We start from the raw sequence: 19,259 nt of genomic DNA on the forward strand, positions 1-19,259 counted from the left end.
CGATTGAAATGATTGAATAAGGATTTGAAATTTATGACTGCAACGAAAAAAGAAAGAACCGGCCGCATTGCGATGCCTGAACAGCCGGCCAAAGTTCGCCGGCACAATTTTGATGAAGTCGCGCTCGGCTACACGGCAGCAGAAGCCATCGCGGAAGCCTCGCGCTGTATCCAGTGCCGCGTGCCGCGCTGCGTGGAAGGCTGCCCGGTGAATGTCAACATTCCCAAATTTATCAAACTTATCGCGGAAGGAAACCCCGAAGAAGCCGCAGAAAAACTCTTTGAGACAAACATGCTTCCCGCGATTTGCGGTCGCGTCTGCCCGCAGGAAACGCAATGTGAAGAATTGTGCATCCTCGGAAAGAAGGGTGAACCGATTGCCATCGGCCGATTGGAAAGATACGCGGCTGACACGCTCAGATCCGTCGGCGGCCGAAGCTGCAAGATTGGAGACGGAACGGAAATCAAAGACGGAACGCCTGATTCAGGCTGCCTCAGCGCGCCGACCGGAAAAACGGTTGCTGTCATAGGATCTGGCCCTGCCGGCCTCACCGCCGCCGCGGACTTGGCGAAAGCCGGACACAAAGTCACGATTTTTGAATCGCTGCACCTTCCGGGCGGCGTTTTAACGTACGGCATTCCGTCGTTCAGACTGCCAAAAGACATCGTTCAAGCCGAAATTGACGATGTTCTCGCACTCGGTGTCGAACTGAAAACGGATTACGTGATCGGAAGAATTAAAACGCTGGATGAAATCGCCGAAGAATACGACGCGGTCTTCTTGGGAACCGGCGCCGGTCTTCCCAATTTCATGGGAATCGAGGGCGAAAATTTAAACGGCGTTTATTCCGCGAACGAATTTTTAACGCGCGTGAATTTAATGAAAGCGTACGCGTCTGATTCGAACACAATGATTCGAAAAGGCAAAAACGTCGTCGTTGTCGGCGGCGGCAATGTCGCGATGGACGCGGCTCGCTCGGCGCTGCGCCTCGGCGCGGAAAACGTCACCGTCGTCTACCGCAGAAGTGATGCAGAACTTCCGGCGCGCCGCGAAGAAATCGAACACGCCAAACATGAAGGCATTCAATTCTGTTTGCTTGCGAATCCGACGAAAATTATCGGCGAATACGGCGACGGAACGCCGCAGGGACGGAAATTCGATGTCAAAGCCGTCGAATGCATCAAAATGGAACTCGGCGAGCCCGACGAATCCGGCAGAAGAAGCCCGAAGGAAGTTTCCGGATCGGAATTTACGATTGATGCGGATGTTGTGATTATCGCAATCGGCACGTCCCCGAATCCGCTGATTTACGTCGGCGCGACCGGCGTTGAAAAAACAAAACGCGGAACGATTGTCGTTGACGAAAATTTAAGATCCACGAAAGAAAATATTTTCGCAGGCGGCGATGTCGTCACCGGCGCTGCAACCGTCATTTCAGCGATGGGCGCCGGTAAAAAGGCGGCCGAAGAAATCGACAAATATTTGATGAAAAAATGAAATCCATTTTTCATCATTTTCTTTTTATTTTTTTGCTTTGAATTGTTTGTTTTAAATTTTTTTGTTTTTGAATTATTGTTTATTTTGATTTTATATTCCGGTTTTTAAAATTTCATTTATTTTTATTTGTATTTTATAAACGGACTCCGTTTTTAAAACCAGAATTTTTCATCATTTCTTCAATTTTAAGACCGACGGATAAAGTTATGTAAACATTTTGACATCTGTTAATACTCAAGAACAGACTATTTTGAAGGGAAATTCATATGACATCTCAAACCGACTTTTTGGATCAAATTGCCGCGTGGCATGACGAAGACGAACACGCGCAGATTATTGAAACGATTTCGAAAATTCCCGAAAATGAAAGAGATTATGAATTAATCGGGCTTCTGGCGCGCGCTTACAATAACATGGAAGATTATGAAAAAGCGCTGGAGTTGCTTTTGTCGGTTGAAGAGGAAGGAAAACATGACCTGATGTGGCATTTTCGAATCGGTTACGCGTATTATTACATGGACTTGCTGGAGCTTGCCGAAAAAGCGTTTGAGCGTGTTTTGAAATCCGACCCGGGCGACGGCGACGCGCAGGAATTTTTGGAATGGATTCGTGAAGAAATCAAAGAAGGCGCGGAAATTAAACCGAAGCAGGAAGAGGCGGCGCTCGCGCAGATGACGGAATGGCTGTCGCATGAAAACGAACTCGGCTGTGTTCCGGAAAAAATAGAATGCGCCGGCGAATTTGATTTACACGGCTATCATTATTACATTTACAAATACAAGAAAACGGCAGAAGAGCCGTGGCTGATCGGCGTTTGCGGCGGCTACGGCCGGCGTGATTTGGATCATTGCGGTCACGTTTTCAGCGAGATGGAAGAATACGACCCCGACACCGCCGAAGAAAAAGCGATTGCGCTTGTTGAAATGCTTCGGGAAGCCTGGATAGATGAAATGAGAAAGGAAATGAAAGCGCGCGGCCTGAATCCAGACGATCCTTTTGAAGACGGGCCAAGAACGGGACCGTTTGCCGGATTCGTTTTGCTGAATTCTTACGATTTTGATCCGGAACAAATTAAAGCGAATTTGAAAAACGATTGGGACATCCCCATCATTGAAGAGGCGGAAGATCCGGATGCGGTCGATGAAAACGCTTTGGTTTTTGAATCGGACGGCATGATGGTTGCAATCAGCCTGATTGAAGGACCGATTCCGAATGGAGAGGCCGAACACTACGCGGAAACGAATTACATATGGCCGGACGCTGTTGAAACCGTGAAGACGCACAAGGCGCAGATTTTGCTCGCCGTCATGGACCGCGGGCAGCCCGCGCTTGAAGCCGGAAAGCTGTTTACGAAAATCGCGTCAAGCTGTCTGAAATTGGAGAACGCGATTGGTTTATACACATCGGGAACGGTTTTTCAGCCGGAATTTTACATTGACGTGTCAGAAATGATGAATGACGGCGATTTGCCGATTTTGAATTGGATTTATTTCGGCGTTTATGCAAACGAAAAGGGAACAAGCGGATACACTTACGGCCTTCGGATGTTCGGAAAAGAAGAGATTGAAATTTTGGAAAGCACGGCAATGCCTGAAACCATTCACGATTTTTTAATTGATATTGTTTATTATATTTTATCGGGTGACATTACGCTTCAAGACGGCGAAACCATCGGTTTTACGGAATATCAGAAATTAAAGATTACAAGATCGAAAGGTATCGCGCTTGACGGATTCACGATGAAAATTGATTATTAATTTTCAAAAACGATTGAAAAAACGAAAAGTAAATCGAAAACTAAAAAAAACAAATCGGAAAATAAATCGGAAAAAATAACGGAGAATTCAAATGCTCGGAGAAAACAAACCAAGTATCGGAAACGCGGGAAATCCGGCGGAATTAATTGAAAACGGCGTTTTGCTGATGCAAAACGGCGCTTATGCCGACGCGTTTTTATTATTTTCAAAATTGGCGGCGGATGAGAATCAAGTCGCCGTTCAATATAATTTAGGGCTTTGTCATTATTTTGCCGGCGAAACCCAACCGGCGATTGAAAAACTTGAAAAAGCTTTATCGGCGATTAAGAAAAAAGCGCCGGTTATGAAAAATCCGTTGACGGCGCAAAGCACGTTTACAAATTTGGCACAATCCGAAAGCGGACAAACAGATTATTTGAAACCGATGCCGGAAAAACTTCCGGGTTTGCTTCCGGATGCCGCAAAGAGAAACATTTTGCGCCTTTTAATCGACCTTTCCACCGCCGCCGAAAATTGGGACGCGGTTTTGACTTACGCGGCCGCGTTGCAGCCGCTTGAAAAGAATTACAAAAACGTTCAAGCCGCCGTTGCGGAAGCGCAGAAAAACAAAGGCGTGGTTTAATGGCGTGCAGTGAAATTTTCAGATTTTATTTTAAGACGGCGAATTTATCTCGCGCCGAATTGGTCGATTTATGCAAATCCGCCGATGTTTCCGAAACGGATTCAAACGGCTACACGCCGCTTCATGTCGCGGCGAAATTCGCGGATGTTGAATTGATGGAGATTTTTTTGAAAAACGGCGCGGATCCGAATGCGGCGGATACATACGGCAACACGTCTTTGGACATTTTAGCGAAAAACGATCACATTTCCGATCGGCCGCCTGCCGGAAACATGTACACGGCAACGATGCTCCTCTTGGATGCCAAAGCCAATCCGCACAAGAAGGACGAGTCGGGAAAGACCTGCTACCTGCACGCCGCCCGCGACGGCAACTGGGAAATCGTGCAGGCGTTCTGCGACAAGGGGACGCGTTTAAAAGGCGTGACAGACGAGGGCGAAAACGGTCTTCATATCGCCGCGTACAACGCGCGCCGCGCGATTGAAAAAGTCGATTTGGCGCAGAAGTTTCTCGATCAAAAGAAAGCGGAAAATCCGAATGTTCCTTCCAAAAGCTGGCGCAGCATGGAGGAATTGGAGCGGGAACTGGAAATCGCGCAGGATTATTTGGAAGAGTTTTTTAAAACGGCCAAGGCCTTTTTGGACGGCGGCGTGGATCCGGACGATACCAACAATAATCATCAAAAGCCGATTGATATCGCAAAAGGCAGCGGCGCGAACAAAATCGCGGCGCTTTTGGACGGATCGTACACGGAAGATGGCGAAAACGCGGACCTTGCGGCAAAAGCCGGCGGCATGTCGCTTCACGAAGCGGTTATCAATTGTGATTTGGAAGCCGTTTCCGCCGTGATTACGCTCGGCGCAGATGTCAATGAAATCAGCGATGAAGAACGGTTTAAGGGAATGACACCGCTTGCCGTTGCCGCGCGCGTGATTAATACGGAATGCATGGAAATTTTGCTTGCGGCCGGCGCGGATCCGAATTTCAAGGACGGAAACGGAAGAACGGCTGCCGCATATATGTTTTCACACATTACCGCGCTGAATGTCAACACCGATGTGTTTACCGAAAAGAAAGCGCAAAAAGCGATTCAAATGCTGATTGACGCGGGACTTGACATCAACGATACGGTGGATGACGATTTCAACACAGTTTTAACGTGCGCTTGTTGGTCTCCGAATCGGTCGCCGGGGTATAACAATTTAATTTTAAGAAATATTTTGATTGATGAAATGATTCGGTTCGGTGTTGATGTGAACGCAGCGAACCGTTTCGGGCAAACGGCTTTAATGGGCGCGTGCCTTTTGGAATTTAAAGAAATTGAATCCGTTCTCTTGACACTTCTTGAAAACGGCGCGCGGACAGATGTTTCGGATGGATCGGGAAACACGCCGCTGATTTGCGCGGCGCGGAATTCGAACAAATTGGATGCGAAACAGATTGCGGATTTGCTGTTTGATTTCGGCGACACGCTTCCAAACGCGGTCAACAATGACGGAAAAACGGCGTTGGATTACGCGACGAAGAATGATAATGAAATGCTGGTGAAGCTTTTGCTTTCCAAGATTTAAGGTGTTTAAAATGCAAATGTATGACATAACCAAGCTTTATTCGAAAAAAGAAACGCCGCGTGAAGAGATCATGGCGCTTTACAAATCGGCGGAAGATGTTGATTTTGCCGACGATTACAGCGGCAATTCGCTGCTTCATATCGCCGCGAAGTACGCGGATTTTGAAGCGGTTGAATATTTATTGAATGCGGGCGCGAAAGCTGCGGTTTTTAACAAATACAATGAAACGCCGCTGCATCTTTTGGCAAAGGGCGACCGCCGGGAATTTCAGCCGGCGCCGGAGGCGATTTACAAAACAGCGATTTTGCTTTTGGACGGGAAGGTCAGCGTTCTTCGAAAAGACGATGACGGAAACGCTTGTTATCATGTCGCCGGAGATTCGGGTAATTATGAATTCGTAAGAGCGCTTGCAGATAAAGGCGCGAAGTTAAACGGTCTCGGAAAGAACGGCTACACCGGCATTCATTTCGCGGCCGAGCATGTTCGCCACGAAATTTCGTCGCTCGGTTACGCGAAGCGCGATTATGACCGAAAGGCTGAGAAGGAGAAGGAAATGCCTTCGTCGCCGCATGAAAAACAGCTTTCGGAATATGAAGCGGATTATTTGAAGCAAAAGCAGGTTGTTGAGAGTTATTTTTTGACGGCGAAAGCGTTTTTGGATGCGGGCGTTGACCCGACGGAAAAGAATGAATACGGGAAAACGGCGCTTGATTTTGCGATTGAGAGTGAGGATAAAAAAATGGCGGCGCTTCTTTCGGGAACGTATTCGGAAAGCGAAGACTCGGAGATGCAGGAGCTGATTATTCAGTCGGGTTCGATGACGCTTCATAAAGCGGTTGAGAAGAAGGATTATGAAGCAGTCCGCGCGATTTTGAAACTCGGCGCGGATCCGAATGAAATCGCCGGCGACGAAGATCATCGGACGAAAGGAAAAACCGCGCTTGCGGTTGCGGTTGAAAATTTTGACGCGGACGCGGTTTCGCTGCTTCTTGAAAACGGCGCGGATCCGAGTTTCAAAGACAGCGACGAAAGAGCGGCCGTCGCTTATTTCTTTACGACGGATGCGAGCATTCGAACGAATCTGAAAGTTTTTGAAGAAAAACGGCCGGCAAGGATTTTAAAAAGCTTGACAGACTGCGGTTTTGACATCAACGAAATTGTGACAAACAAAGGGGAAACGCTTTTGAATTTGGCGTGCCGCGCGGCGGTCGGAACCGGCTACAACGGGTTCCGTTTAAAAAGCCACGTGATTGACATTGTTATGGAATACAACCCCAACATTGATTTGCCGAATTTGGACGGAACAACGCCGCTGATGAACATTTGCGCGTCGGATTTTGATGTGATTGAAAATCAGCAGATTGCGCTTTTGGAAGCCGGCGCGGATGTCGAAGCAATCGACAAATTCGGAAAGACGGCGCTCATTTACGCGGCAAACAACCGCAGCACAACCGGCGCAAAACAAATGGCAGAATACCTTTTTGATGTCGGAAACCCGAAAGCCGACCACGTTGACAACGACGGAAAAACGGCATTGGATTACGCGACAGAAAAGAATAATGAGCCGCTTGTGAAGTTTTTGTTATCGAAAATGTAAAATCCCGACCGGATTCAATATTTGAAATAAAATTCGAGGTGGGTTTCAATCGATTTTGGAAAGTCGGAGCGGTCCGCGCGCGGCGGCGCAAACGGCAAACGGCACCACGTTCGCGAAGCGAACGGCTGCCATGAAAAAGAGCAGATGCACGCGGAAATGCACGACAGGGTACACGCGCAACGCAAACCACACCCCACGCAGAAACGCAAACCGCCACGCAGAAACACAAACCGCCACGCAGACACAAGCATCACCCAAGCAGCACAAAAATAACAGTAGAATTAATTACAAAATCACACTTACAAATAAAAAATAAATCAAAAAATAAAAGGTGAAATAATGGGAGCAAACATGGACAACATTTTTTTAAACGCCTGTAAAAACGGGCAGAAAGGCGTTGTTGAAACATTCGTCAAAAAAGGCGGCATCAATTATGACAAACGTGATGCAAGCGGCAACACGCCGCTTTATTACGCGGCGCAAAAAGGCGCGCGCGACATCGTGAAACTTTTGATTGAAAACGGCGCGGACGCGGGGCTTGCCAATAATGTCAGCGCAACACCGCTTCATGCCGCTTCAAAAACCGGAAACAAAGAGATTATTACAATTTTAACGGAAAACGGCGCGGACATTAACGCGACTGACAAAGGCGGAAAAACGCCGCTCATTTACGCGGTTGCCGCCGGCAAATCAGAAATTACGCGCCAATTGCTTTCGCTCGGCGCAGACAAAACGATCAAAGACAACAGCAATCACAACGCTTTGGATTACGCGACATCCGCCGGCCTTCGCGACATTATCGCACTTCTTGCCGACGGCGAAGCCGGAATGTCTCAAAAAGACAATTACGGAAACACCCCGCTCCATCAGGCTGTCGCCGCCGGGCAAAGCGAAGTCGTGATCGCGCTTTTGAGCAAAAGCAAGGACAGCGTCAATGAATTAAACGACAGCGGCGAATCACCGCTTATTCTCGCCGCGATGAATTCCAACATCCATTTGGTTGAATTGCTTCTTGAAAACGGCGCCGACGCGAATTTAAAACTTCTTGACGGTAGTTCCCCGCTTCATTATTCGGCGGCAATGGGGAACAGGTTTATCGGAAACGCTTTGATAAAAGCCGGCGCCAATGTCAATTTCAAGAACGAAGATTCGGAAACACCTTTGATTATCGCAGCATCGCGCGGCAACAACGATTTCGTTGCCTTGCTGATTGAAAACGAAGCGGATGTCAACGCGATTGATAACGCGCAGCAGAGCGCTTTGTCTTACGCAAGTGAGTCAGGATTTACCGAAATTGTTGAAATGTTGATTATGGCAGGGGCTGAAAATTGAGATTTTAAAAGTCTTAATTTTCATTTTTCTTTTCAGCTTTATTTTTTATTTCAACTTTCTTTTCATTTTACTTTTTTTTCACTTTCATTCCTACTATTTTAAACTACAATTCACCGAAATTAATCCCGATATGGTATAAAATTTAGATTTTTCTTTGAAATTGAGTGTTAAAATTCAAAAATGACCCCAAAGAGGTATAATGAACAAACATTTTGAGAAAATATCCCCTAAAAGGTATAATTTTAAAGAAATTAGTTTCAAAAAGTCATTTTTAAAACGAATTAACCCCGAAAAGGTATAAAACCATACAAATTAAACCCAAAGGGGTATAAATATAAATATTTGAAACCTGATAGGGTATAATCATGAATAAAGAAAAACATTTAACACTTTCCGAATACGTAAAAATCGAACGCAAAAAAGCGGATTTAACACAAGTCGAATTATCAAAAAAAGCAGGCGTTGGTCTTCGTTTTATTCGGGAACTGGAACAAGGAAAAGAAACGCTTCGGATGGACAAAGTCAATCAAGTCTTGTTTTTGTTCAGCAGCGAACTCGGCGTTATCCCGTTGAATGAGGAATGAGAATGAAACAAGCCGAAATTTTAATGTTTGAATTCCCGGCCGGAATTCTGACAGAAAATGAGGAAGGTTTTTTCTTCCAATATTATGAAAAATATCTTCAAAACGAAAATGCCGAACCCGTCAGCTTAACATTGCCGCTTCAAGAAATATCGTATAAAAGTGATCGATTATTCTCATTTTTTGATGGTTTGATTCCGGAAGGCTGGCTCTTAGATGTCGCCGAAAACAATTGGAAAATATCAGGTCGTGATCGCATGTCATTGCTTTTGGCTTGTTGCCGAGATTGTATCGGTGCTGTCAGCGTTATTCCGATTGAAAGTGAAGAAACGAATAATGAAGAAAATGAAAATTAAAAAATGAAATAAAAGAGAGGAGATGAACCAAATGCAAGAAGCGCGGAAATGCTTATACTGCTATAAAGAACTGAGCGATGCCGATGAAAATTCGGATTACCATACCGCGTGTTCTAAAAAAATATTCGGAACCGCTGTTCCGCCGATTTTGCCATACACGCGCAACCGGATTGATGAATTGGCGTTGGATGTCATTCGCTCTCAAACGGCGGTAACAGGCGTTCAGCCGAAGCTTTCATTAGACCTTTTAAAAGAAAAGAATGTAAAAAATGAAAAGACCGGAAGTTTCAGCCTCGCTTCAAAAAAAGCATCCAGATTCACGATTGTCGGTTTGTGGGGAAGATATATTTTAAAACCGCAATCAGACCATTACCCAAATTTACCGGAGCTTGAAGATTTAACAATGCATTTGGCCGAACTTTCACACATTAAAGTTGTTCCGCATTCCCTCATTCGGTTTTCAGACGGTGAATTATGCTACATTACGAAAAGAATTGACCGTGACAGTCAAGGAAATAAATATTACATGGAAGACATGTGCCAGCTGACCGAAAGAATGACGGAACACAAATACAAAGGCTCTTACGAACAGATTCAAAAAGTCATTCAGCAGCATTCTCAAAAACCGAATTTAGACACCATCAGCTTTTGCGAACAGCTTATTTTTTGCTGGCTGACCGGAAATGCCGATATGCATTTGAAAAACTTTTCGTTGATTAAAACCGAAACGAAAGAATACAGACTTTCTCCGGCATACGATATGCTGGCAACAAAATTGGCTATTCCCGAAGATCTTGAAGAAACGGCGCTTATGCTCAACGGAAAGAAGCGAAAAATTGAAAAAACAGATTTTGAAAAAATGGTTGACACTATGAAAATGGACCAAACACGGCTTCAATCCATTTTCAAAAATTTTAAAAAAACAGTTCCTCTTTGGTTCGATTTCATCGACAAAAGCTTCCTGCCCGATGAAATGAAAGAAAAATACAAAGCGCTCGTTCATGAAAGAGCAAAAAAATTAGATTTGATTTAATCAATCATGAAACTTGTTTTGCCGTTTGCGCGCCGCCTCTCGCGCGCGAGCCGCACCATTTTTCAAAATTAAATAAGATTTATGAGTCGTTTTTGAAAAAATAAAAGAAGCCCTTTCATAATGAAAGGACAAATAAATTAAATCATTCAACTTTTTTTTCTTCCTCAACCGGTACGAAATCATCCATTTTGCTTTGCTTGTCGCAATAGCATTTTTCGCCCGGAATCGGGACGGGATAGAGTTCGTTGATACAGCCGAGGCAGAGTCTGCTTTTGTCGATGCCGATTGCTTTGACGAGGCCGTCTGCGCTGAGGTAGCCGATTGTATCGGCGTTGACAGCGGCGCAGATGCCGTCAATCGTCTTGTGCGTTGCAATCAGCTCGGCGCGAGTCGGCATGTCAATGCCGAGGTAGCAGGGCGCGATAATCGGCGGGCTTGCAACGCGCAGGTGCACTTCTTTGGCGCCGGCATCTTTAATCATGTCAACGATTCTGCGTGACGTCGTGCCGCGGACAACGCTGTCATCAACGAGAACAACGCTTCTGTCTTTGAGATTTTCGCCGATTGTATTCATTTTCAAGCGGACGGCCATTTCACGCATTTCCTGATGCGGGAGAATGAAAGTTCGGCCGATGTATCTGTTTTTCATCAGGCCTTCTAAATATTTGATTTCGGATTCGCGGGAGTAGCCGATGGCGGCTGCGATTCCGGAGTCGGGGACGGGAGAGACGATGTCGGCGTCTGCCGGGTGTTCGCGTGCGAGTTCGTTTCCGATTCTTTCACGCGCGGCGTAAACGAGCTGGCCGTCGATGATTGAATCCGGGCGCGCGAGATAAATATATTCAAAAACGCAATGGGCCGCGAAATTGTCATCGGTTGTCATGATGCTTTCGACTTCGCCGGTTTTCTTGAAAATCATAATTTCGCCGGGCTTGAGGTCGCGGATGAGTTTTCCTTTAATCGTGTCAAGCGCAACACTTTCGGAAACCGCGGCGTAACCGCCTTCGATTTCGCCGTAACAAATCGGTTTGTTGCCAATCGGGTCGCGGACGGCGTAAAGATCGCCGTTAATCATAATCGTGAGCGCATAAGAGCCGATGATGCGCCGCATGACCGCGCGAATCGCGTCAACAGGTTCTAATTTCAAGAGTTCTTTCACCAAAAGAAGGCCGATGATTTCGGCATCGAGAGCAGTTGTAAAAATGCGTCCTTCGGACTCAAGCTCGTCTTTGAGTTCTGCGCTGTTGACTAAATTACCGTTATGAGAAATCGCGATGACACCGCCCTTGAAATTTAAAACGAAAGGCTGGCAGTTTTCAATGGATTGGGTGCCGTAAGTTGCGTTTCGGACATGGCCGACGCCGACATAGCCGACAATATCTTGAAGCGTGTCGCGAGAATACGCTTCGGAAACCAAGCCCATGCGTTTAATAGATCTCGGTTTTGTTCCGTCAAAAACAACAATGCCGGTTGAATCCTGACCGCGATGCTGCAGCGCGTAAAGCGCGTAATAAAGTTTAAAAGCAACAATATTTGTCGGCGGCGCAGGGTCATGAATGATGACACCGGCAACACCACATTCTTCTTTCAAAATGAATCACCCGATTTTTAAGTTTGAATTTTAATACTGTTTATGATTAAATTATTTTAACTCAACGATTATGAAATAATTAGCGGTTAAAAACAATAGCTTTTTCCAAATTTCAGTGAAAAATCACGGGACAAAAGATTGGAATAATATGTCAAACAGCTCTGCCGATTTTACAATTTTTTCAGAGAAAAACGGCAGATCAATGCTGAATGAACACAGATGAATAATGTTAACAAAAAAGAATAATTCGTAGTTATATTTTAAGTTAATTTTCATTAATGTTCATATTAAAAAACGGACAATTGAAGCGGAAATTGTCATGAGTTTCAAAAACCATTCAAAAATAAAAACAGAAAAATTCAAAAAACGAAAACCGTAAAGATTGAAAATAAAATAAGAATAAAATGACAAATTGGAATAATTCAATAAAAGTCAATCTTTTTTTGACCGCAATAATCCAAACATTTTTGTTCAAGTTTTACGAAATCACAGCATCTCGACTTTAATTTTGGTTTTGCTTTATTTTTGATAATTAAATAATAAAGGCGTGTTGCATTTTTCAAAATGACGGATTTATTATGCGACTGATTAATCCATGACAATTGATCCTGAATCAAATTTTTGTATTGAAGATCTTCCGGCGTGCTCGTCGACATAGCGACCGGGTTTAAATCATACAATAAAGACGGAGGAACAGGAATCATCGTATTCAGATTAATAACACCGAGGTTTCCTTCGTCAATTTTGATAAAATCAACAGAATTATTCATTGAAACGTGTTTTGGTTTCGGAGAAGCTAAACTTGCATAATAACAATAACCGTTTACTGTAAAAACGATGCCTGTAAACGGACGGGAAGATTTTTGAGGAACACGAAAATCATGTGAACTTAAATAATTACGATAATCCGAATCAACCGTAAAAAATGATAAGCCGTTATTCTGCATAAAATCCCTAAAAACAGTTAATAAAAATAATAAGGAGGTGAAAAATTCACCTCCGTTTTTAATTCTCACTTTCGGGAAAATCCCTTGGTAGAGTACACCACTTTTTCCATTCTCACTTTCGGGAAAATCCCTTGGTAGAGTACACCACTTTTTCCATTCTCACTTTTTGGAAAGATTCCATTGGTAGAGTACACCGCTGAATAGAGATTAAATCTCTACTTACAGAAAAATAGGAAATGAACGTAAATATATGTTTCGATTTTTTTAAAATAGAAAAGAAAAAACGATGAACTTAGTCACCGTTTAATTTGGATTTTCTGACCCATTTGTAGTCTCTGATTTTTGCGGATTTTCCGAAACCGCATGCGACACACTGTTTTGTGTGGATGTTAAAAGATGTGCTGCCGCATCTTCTGCATTTCATATGTGTGCGTTTTTGTCTCTGACCCATTGAGGGCGTGCCTTTAACCATTGCTTCTTCACCTTTTTAAATATGTCAATTAAATAATGTATGATTTGAAATTGATAAACGAAATGAATGATATAAAATCATCGGCTGAAAAACGGCGGTTTGATGATTAATAATAATCAAAAATGCCGTCAATAAGAATATTATTGTTTCAGTAAAATTGAATAAAAAAGATCGGCTGAGCCGATACTTTAAATCAATCGGAATAATCAGGGGGAGACGTAAACAATGTTGTCCCCTCTGACAACAAGACTGGAATATTTTCTGACGCTGACGCCATCTTTTAATTCTTCCGCATTGTCGAGGACGAGATTCATGTGAATGTCGTAGCCTTTCAATTCTCCTCTGAATTCACGACCGCCTTTCAGGCGCGCAATAACCGGCTTGTTTAAAGCCTCATTTAAAATGTCAAGAGGTCTGTTCGTCATAAGTATTACCTGTTTTGTTGCATTGTCGCGCGAAATTCGCGCTTCATAAATTAATAATCCCGTGTAAATCAGGGGATTGCCACCTTTTTTATCAGTCAGGCCGTGTCCGAAGAGAACGGAGACTGTAATTTGTTTAAGAACTGAATTATGATATTTAAACATATCTGTTTTGAAACGATTAAAATTCGACTGATAAAGGAATTATAAAAATCTCGGCGAATTTGACGGTGGATTGTAATAAATTCAAATGATTTATTTATAAAACGGTTGAATTTATAGAAAAACATTAAATAAGTGAATAATTTTTCCGGAAGTGAATTTTTTGAAAAAAACAAATCAAACGAAAAAGAAATGCGTGATGACGATTGCCGGGAGTGATTCGGGCGGCGGCGCGGGAATTGAAGCGGACTTGAAAACGTTTTCCGCGCTCGGGGTTCACGGCGCCTGTGTCATCGCGTCTGTCACGTCTCAAAATACGACCGGCGTTCAGGCGGTTTTTGATATTCCGACGGAGCATATCGGAAAACAAATGGATTCCGTTTGCTCGGATTTGGAGATTGTTTTCGCGAAATCCGGAATGCTTTCGTCGCCGGAAATTGTTGCGTTTGTTGCCGAAAAGGTTCGGGAATACAATTTGTCTTTGGTTGTCGATCCTGTGATGGCGGCCGAGGCCGGCGGCGAGCTTCTCAGAAAAGATGCCGTCGAGATGATGGCAAGCGCGCTGCTGCCTGTCTCTTACGCGGTCACGCCTAACATTTTTGAGGCGGAGGTTTTGTCCGGCATGAAAATTAAAAATAAAGAGGATGCGAAGGCTGCGGCTGTCAAAATCGCGGAAACCGGGGTCAAATACGTGATTGTCACGGGCGGCCATTTGGATGCGAAAGATATTGTTTATGATTCGATAAATCGGGAATTTACAACGCTTTCCGGAACGTTTGTCAAAGGCGGAACGCATGGGACGGGATGCACTTATTCATCGGCGCTCGTCTCTTATTTGGCGCGCGGCTTTGAGTTCGCGCAGGCCTGCGAGTTCGCGAAGAAATTTGTCGTTGACGCGATTTTGTTTTCGGAAAATATCGGATCGGGCGTTGCGCCGGTGAATCCGGGCGGCGCGCGCGCTGTTTTCTCACAGCGCGCCGCAGTCATTGAGAATATATCGGCGGCGCGAGAATTGCTCAAAAACGACGACGTTTTTCCGCAATTGATTCCGGAATCGGGAACAAATATTTCGATGACGCTTTCAGACATTTTCAAGGATTCGATTTATCCGGAATATTACGCTTCCGGAATTTTGCCGCACCTGCAAAATCCGGCCGCCGACAAAACGGATAAAATCATCGGCGCCGACGGTTTCGGTTCGTTTAATTCAGCGGCGGCCGCCTTTTCCGGCGGGATTCATAAAGTCAAGGACAAAACCGGCGTGTCCTTCTCCGCCGCTTTTCTCGGCAATCCGATTTTCGGCGCGGATCCTTTGGCGAAAATCCTCAAATCCGCGCAAGATTTTGATGAAACGGTTCGCGCCTGCATCCGTTTGAAATACGCGGAAAAAACAGTTTCCCACTGCGACCAATCCGGATTTTCGGCTTGCGCGAATAACCGCGCCGCCGAACCGCCGAAATGCGATGAAACGAAAGATTTCGGAATCATTTCCGCGATTTTTGAAAACGGCGAAATCGTCCCCGACATCATTTATGAAACCGGCGGAGAAGACAGAGAAGGCGCCGTTTTTGTTTTCGGAACGGATGCGATTGACGTTGCGAATAAAGTTTTGATGATTTGCGACGGCATTCGGAAACAGAAATGAAATTGTGGAATGAAATCGGAAAAACAAAGATTTGTTTTTCGACTCTTTTATTTTCATTCAGAATTATTATTTTTGTTGATTTTTTATATCTCATTTTTTAATTTCAATCCCAATAAACTCTGCAAAATATATATTTGAAAAACAATATATAATTAAACGAATATATTTTAAAATAAGCATTGATTTTTCAAAAACCTAATGCGAAAAACAAATTAAAAACAAACTAAAAACAAATTAAAAACAAAAACAGGAGAGAGAACTATGCTTGATAAGAAAAATGAAGACAGATATTTCAACAAAGAATGTCCGTTTAAAAAAGAACTCGCCGAAAGCAGAATTACAGGAATGTTATCTGTGGACAAAGACCGCGACAACGAATCCGCCGTCACCATCAACGAAGACACGACGCTTGAATTTACCATTCCCGGCATCCGCCACATTCACCTCCAAAGAGATGAAGGAATTGTCCGCGACTACGTTTTCCTCGTCTACGGCCATTGCCCCGAAGAATTCGAAGAAGTTGAAATTTCATTCAAAGACGGCACGGGAGAAGTCCGCACATTGAAGATTTCATCAAGAGAAAACAAATGGCACACGGAAAGATTCGAAAGCGAAGATCCGAATATTTCCGAAATCAGATGGGATTATAAAACCAAGAACTAAGGTTTTTGATTTCGATATTGAATCATGATAAAACCGGTAATATAATATTATTTCGTGTTTTTTCATTATTTGAATTTTATTTCAGACACATTCTATTGAATGCGAAAATATTTAAAAACATATTTATACTTTTGAAAAGAAGTAAGCTTAATCATCCCTGCCATGCTTAATCAGCAATTATTGTCGACTCATTGATTTAAAAGATGTTTAGACAAGTTGATGCACACTTGGCAGGTCTTTTTATTTTCCTAATATTATTTAGGTGATATGATGGCTGAACCTTTCTCAATTTATGATCAAATAAATAATTTGAAAGAGAAAGGACTTGTTTTTAAAAATGAAAAAACATCAAGACACTTTTTGCTGAACAATAATTATTACAGATTAAAAGGTTATATGATTCCGTTTCAAAACACAAAATTGTTGAATAAACCTTTTTGCGGCAAAGTTTATTTTGAAGATTTGTTGGAAATTTATAATTTTGATAGTGATTTAAGATCTTTAATTTTTAATGCTGTTGAAAAAATCGAAATTTCATTCAGGAACCAAATAATTTACCAATATGCCAACAAATATGGAGAACAATGGCATTTGAATGACATTTATTTTAAAAATAAGATTGTTCATGCTGAATTTATAAAAAAGTTGAATTTAGAAGTCAATCGAAGTCGGGAAGAATTTATAATTCACCACCGAACAAAAAATCCGAATTTGAATATTGATTGTTGGGTTTCTCTTGAAATAATCAGTTTTGGGGAACTTTCTAAGATGTTTGAAAACTTAAAAGCGGATGAATGCAAAATGAATATTGTAAATCATTACGGAGCACAATCAACCCGCATATTGGAAAACTGGATGCATCGAATAAGTCTAATCCGAAACATTTGCGCACATCATGGTCGTTTATGGAACAGAGAACTCAAAAAGATAATATTGCCAAAGAAATTACCTTCAGCATATATTCAAAATATCGATATTTCGAATGACAATATTTATTCATCAATTTGCTGTATTCTGTATTTATTAAATGAAATCGAACCGCAAAATAATTTTAAAAAGGATTTGAAAAACTTATTAAATTTGCATCCCTCTGTTAATTTCAAATTAATGGGATTTCCAACAGATTGGAAAAATGAATTGTTTTGGCAATAATTTAAAATATTGCCCATTTTCAATGATTGAAAATTATTCATTTATCAACCTTTGTATTTGTAAAATCCTGTAAACCGGAGTTAATTTCTGTGACAATCATTCTCGGAATCGAAGGAACCGCCTGGAATTTAAGCGCGGCAATCGTCAACGAAGACGATGTCATCGCCGAATCGACGCGCACTTACAAGCCCGCAGCCGGCGGCATCCATCCGCGCGAGGCGGCGCAGCACCACGCGGCGCATGTCGGCGAAGTGATTGACGAGCTTTTCCGTGCCTTTGAAGAAAAAGGGTATTCCAGATCCGATATTGATGCCGTCGCTTTTTCAAAGGGTCCCGGGCTCGGCCCGTGTCTTCGAATCGTCGGAACGGCGGCACGCATGGTTTCGTTGATGCTCGAAAAACCGCTCGTCGGCGTGAATCATTGCGTCGCGCACATCGAAGTCGGTCTTTGGAAAACGGATGCGACCGATCCGATTACGCTTTACGTGAGCGGCGCGAACTCTCAAGTTTTGGCGTACGAAGAAAACGAGCCCGGAATCGGCGCGTATCGCGTTTTCGGCGAAACGCTGGACATCGGGCTCGGCAATTCGCTTGACAAATTCGCAAGATCCGCCGGACTGCCGCATCCCGGCGGCCCGCTCGTTGAAAAATATGCAAAAGAGGCGACCGAATATATTGAATTGCCCTACACCGTCAAAGGCATGGACTTTTTCTTCTCCGGACTTTCGACCGCCGCGACGCGCGCGCTGAAAGAAAAATCGAATCCGAACAAGAACAATATTGACGAAACTTTGGCAAACGTTTGTTATTCCTATCAGGAAACCGCATTTGCGATGGCGGTTGAAGTCACCGAGCGCGCGCTTGCCCATACCGGCAAGAATGAGGTTTTGCTGGCAGGCGGCGTCGGCGCAAACAGCCGCATTCGCGAAATGCTGGAACAAATGTGCGCCGACCGCGGCGCGAAGTTTTTCGTTCCCGAAAAGAAATTTATGGGCGACAATGGCGCGATGATTGCGTACACCGGTCTTTTGATGTTTAAAGCGGGCGACACGCTCAGCGTTGAAGAATCGTATGTTGACGCCGGATTCCGTCCCGACGAAGTGAAAGTTTCGTGGAAAGAAGAAAAACAAAAAAACCGCGCAGAAGAAATCAAGAAAATGCAAAACGGCGCGGAAGCTGTCGTTCACGCCGAGCTCAAATCTTACGGATTTGAAAAAGAATTCGGAGTTGCGGCAAACGACCAAAACCAACCGGAAATGGTTGTCAAAGAACGCATTCAAAAGAATTACCGCCTGCCTCAAATTGATTCCAAGCTGAGAAAAGAAAGAACGCGAACGGAAGTTAGAATGCTGACCGAAGCGCGCCGCTGCGGCATAACTGTCCCCGTCATTTACGGCGTTTCCGATTACGCGATTAAAATGGAACAAATTCAAGGTCTGCCGCTCAAATTCGTGATTGATGAAAATGAAACAATCGCGGAAGAAGTCGGAAAAACAATCGGGAAACTTCACGCGAACAACATCATTCACGGCGATTTGACGACGTCAAACATGATTTACAAACAGACGCCCGATTCGGATGCAAAGTTATATCTCATCGACTTCGGCTTATCGTTTTCGGAAAACAGCGTCGAGGCAAAAGGCGTTGACATTCACGTTTTATTCCAAACTTTTGACAGTTCTCATAAAAATCCCGAAAAATTAAAAGACTTATTCGCCGCCGGTTATCGGAAAAGTTACAAAGAAGCCGACAGCATTTTAAAACGCGCCGAAGAAATCAAAATGCGCGGCCGATATATTGAAGGAAAATAAAAAATAAAATAAAAATGAAAAAAACGAAGAATAAAAAGCGAAGAAATA

18 protein-coding genes are annotated in these 19,259 nt (G+C 43.6%); 14 read left to right on the plus strand and 4 right to left on the minus strand.

Features of this window, described 5'->3' with window-relative positions:
* The first annotated feature begins 33 nt into the window (after positions 1-33).
* From gltA to MmiEs2_RS03980, 10 genes are all read left to right on the plus strand, one after another.
* Entirely contained in the window at positions 34-1,497 is a 1,464-nt protein-coding gene (gene gltA / locus MmiEs2_RS03935; protein ID WP_316560122.1) for an NADPH-dependent glutamate synthase, read from the plus strand.
* 266 nt (positions 1,498-1,763) lie between these two features.
* Entirely contained in the window at positions 1,764-3,254 is a 1,491-nt protein-coding gene (locus MmiEs2_RS03940) for a DUF4261 domain-containing protein (protein WP_316560123.1), read from the plus strand.
* A gap of 91 nt (positions 3,255-3,345) precedes the next feature.
* Positions 3,346-3,876: a tetratricopeptide repeat protein gene (locus MmiEs2_RS03945; protein WP_316560124.1), complete on the plus strand. Its 531-nt coding sequence runs from the start codon at positions 3,346-3,348 to the stop codon at positions 3,874-3,876.
* Positions 3,876-5,447 carry an ankyrin repeat domain-containing protein gene (locus MmiEs2_RS03950; protein WP_316560125.1) on the plus strand — a complete coding sequence of 524 codons (1,572 nt, stop codon included), beginning with the start codon at positions 3,876-3,878 and terminating at the stop codon, positions 5,445-5,447. The genes MmiEs2_RS03945 and MmiEs2_RS03950 overlap by 1 nt, the downstream gene beginning before the upstream one ends.
* Before the next feature lie 10 nt (positions 5,448-5,457).
* Positions 5,458-7,044 (plus strand): ankyrin repeat domain-containing protein, encoded by a 1,587-nt coding sequence (locus MmiEs2_RS03955; protein ID WP_316560126.1) that lies wholly within the window; start codon positions 5,458-5,460, stop codon positions 7,042-7,044.
* Positions 7,045-7,099: 55 nt separating this feature from the next.
* Positions 7,100-7,360: a hypothetical protein gene (locus MmiEs2_RS03960; protein WP_316560127.1), complete on the plus strand. Its 261-nt coding sequence runs from the start codon at positions 7,100-7,102 to the stop codon at positions 7,358-7,360.
* Between the two features lie 23 nt (positions 7,361-7,383).
* Positions 7,384-8,376 (plus strand): ankyrin repeat domain-containing protein, encoded by a 993-nt coding sequence (locus MmiEs2_RS03965; protein WP_316560128.1) that lies wholly within the window; start codon positions 7,384-7,386, stop codon positions 8,374-8,376.
* 365 nt (positions 8,377-8,741) lie between these two features.
* The gene (locus tag MmiEs2_RS03970; protein WP_316560129.1) at positions 8,742-8,960 is read left to right on the plus strand and encodes a type II toxin-antitoxin system Y4mF family antitoxin; all 219 of its coding nucleotides are present in this window, start codon (positions 8,742-8,744) and stop codon (positions 8,958-8,960) included.
* Positions 8,961-8,962: 2 nt separating this feature from the next.
* Entirely contained in the window at positions 8,963-9,313 is a 351-nt protein-coding gene (locus tag MmiEs2_RS03975) for a HipA N-terminal domain-containing protein (protein ID WP_316560130.1), read from the plus strand.
* Between the two features lie 22 nt (positions 9,314-9,335).
* Entirely contained in the window at positions 9,336-10,346 is a 1,011-nt protein-coding gene (locus MmiEs2_RS03980) for a HipA domain-containing protein (protein WP_316560131.1), read from the plus strand.
* A gap of 142 nt (positions 10,347-10,488) precedes the next feature.
* Here MmiEs2_RS03980 and purF read toward each other — a convergent pair whose 3' ends face one another.
* The 4 genes from purF to MmiEs2_RS04000 all read right to left on the minus strand — a co-directional run bounded on the left by purF (position 10,489) and on the right by MmiEs2_RS04000 (position 13,781).
* The gene (gene purF / locus MmiEs2_RS03985; protein ID WP_316560132.1) at positions 10,489-11,937 is read right to left on the minus strand and encodes an amidophosphoribosyltransferase; all 1,449 of its coding nucleotides are present in this window, start codon (positions 11,935-11,937) and stop codon (positions 10,489-10,491) included.
* A 422-nt stretch (positions 11,938-12,359) separates the two neighbouring features.
* A complete protein-coding gene (locus tag MmiEs2_RS03990) occupies positions 12,360-12,884 on the minus strand; it encodes a type III toxin-antitoxin system ToxN/AbiQ family toxin (RefSeq protein WP_316560133.1) in 525 nt (174 codons plus the stop codon).
* 292 nt (positions 12,885-13,176) lie between these two features.
* Positions 13,177-13,356: a 50S ribosomal protein L37e gene (locus MmiEs2_RS03995; protein ID WP_316560134.1), complete on the minus strand. Its 180-nt coding sequence runs from the start codon at positions 13,354-13,356 to the stop codon at positions 13,177-13,179.
* Positions 13,357-13,562: 206 nt separating this feature from the next.
* The gene (locus MmiEs2_RS04000; RefSeq protein WP_316560135.1) at positions 13,563-13,781 is read right to left on the minus strand and encodes an LSm family protein; all 219 of its coding nucleotides are present in this window, start codon (positions 13,779-13,781) and stop codon (positions 13,563-13,565) included.
* Between the two features lie 322 nt (positions 13,782-14,103).
* Here MmiEs2_RS04000 and thiD point away from each other — a divergent pair, with 322 nt between their 5' ends.
* From thiD to MmiEs2_RS04020, 4 genes are all read left to right on the plus strand, one after another.
* Entirely contained in the window at positions 14,104-15,585 is a 1,482-nt protein-coding gene (thiD, locus tag MmiEs2_RS04005; RefSeq protein ID WP_316560136.1) for a bifunctional hydroxymethylpyrimidine kinase/phosphomethylpyrimidine kinase, read from the plus strand.
* Between the two features lie 261 nt (positions 15,586-15,846).
* Entirely contained in the window at positions 15,847-16,248 is a 402-nt protein-coding gene (locus tag MmiEs2_RS04010; RefSeq protein ID WP_316560137.1) for a hypothetical protein, read from the plus strand.
* Positions 16,249-16,515: 267 nt separating this feature from the next.
* Entirely contained in the window at positions 16,516-17,400 is an 885-nt protein-coding gene (locus tag MmiEs2_RS04015; RefSeq protein ID WP_316560138.1) for an Abi family protein, read from the plus strand.
* Positions 17,401-17,489: 89 nt separating this feature from the next.
* Entirely contained in the window at positions 17,490-19,211 is a 1,722-nt protein-coding gene (locus tag MmiEs2_RS04020) for a bifunctional N(6)-L-threonylcarbamoyladenine synthase/serine/threonine protein kinase (RefSeq protein ID WP_316560139.1), read from the plus strand.
* Positions 19,212-19,259: the final 48 nt, after the last annotated feature.

It is taken from the genome of Methanimicrococcus stummii (assembly GCF_032594435.1).
GTDB lineage: Archaea > Halobacteriota > Methanosarcinia > Methanosarcinales > Methanosarcinaceae > Methanimicrococcus > Methanimicrococcus stummii.

What these genes read in the sequence shown, in the direction of transcription:
- gltA (WP_316560122.1), top strand. Translation starts at nt 34, where the DNA reads ATGACTGCAACGAAAAAAGAAAGAACCGGCCGCATTGCGATGCCTGAA.
- MmiEs2_RS03940 (WP_316560123.1), top strand. Translation starts at nt 1,764, where the DNA reads ATGACATCTCAAACCGACTTTTTGGATCAAATTGCCGCGTGGCATGAC.
- MmiEs2_RS03945 (WP_316560124.1), top strand. Translation starts at nt 3,346, where the DNA reads ATGCTCGGAGAAAACAAACCAAGTATCGGAAACGCGGGAAATCCGGCG.
- MmiEs2_RS03950 (WP_316560125.1), top strand. Translation starts at nt 3,876, where the DNA reads ATGGCGTGCAGTGAAATTTTCAGATTTTATTTTAAGACGGCGAATTTA.
- MmiEs2_RS03955 (WP_316560126.1), top strand. Translation starts at nt 5,458, where the DNA reads ATGCAAATGTATGACATAACCAAGCTTTATTCGAAAAAAGAAACGCCG.
- MmiEs2_RS03965 (WP_316560128.1), top strand. Translation starts at nt 7,384, where the DNA reads ATGGGAGCAAACATGGACAACATTTTTTTAAACGCCTGTAAAAACGGG.
- MmiEs2_RS03970 (WP_316560129.1), top strand. Translation starts at nt 8,742, where the DNA reads ATGAATAAAGAAAAACATTTAACACTTTCCGAATACGTAAAAATCGAA.
- MmiEs2_RS03975 (WP_316560130.1), top strand. Translation starts at nt 8,963, where the DNA reads ATGAAACAAGCCGAAATTTTAATGTTTGAATTCCCGGCCGGAATTCTG.
- MmiEs2_RS03980 (WP_316560131.1), top strand. Translation starts at nt 9,336, where the DNA reads ATGAACCAAATGCAAGAAGCGCGGAAATGCTTATACTGCTATAAAGAA.
- MmiEs2_RS03990 (WP_316560133.1), bottom strand. Translation starts at nt 12,884, where the DNA reads ATGCAGAATAACGGCTTATCATTTTTTACGGTTGATTCGGATTATCGT.
- MmiEs2_RS03995 (WP_316560134.1), bottom strand. Translation starts at nt 13,356, where the DNA reads ATGGTTAAAGGCACGCCCTCAATGGGTCAGAGACAAAAACGCACACAT.
- MmiEs2_RS04000 (WP_316560135.1), bottom strand. Translation starts at nt 13,781, where the DNA reads ATGACGAACAGACCTCTTGACATTTTAAATGAGGCTTTAAACAAGCCG.
- MmiEs2_RS04010 (WP_316560137.1), top strand. Translation starts at nt 15,847, where the DNA reads ATGCTTGATAAGAAAAATGAAGACAGATATTTCAACAAAGAATGTCCG.
- MmiEs2_RS04015 (WP_316560138.1), top strand. Translation starts at nt 16,516, where the DNA reads ATGATGGCTGAACCTTTCTCAATTTATGATCAAATAAATAATTTGAAA.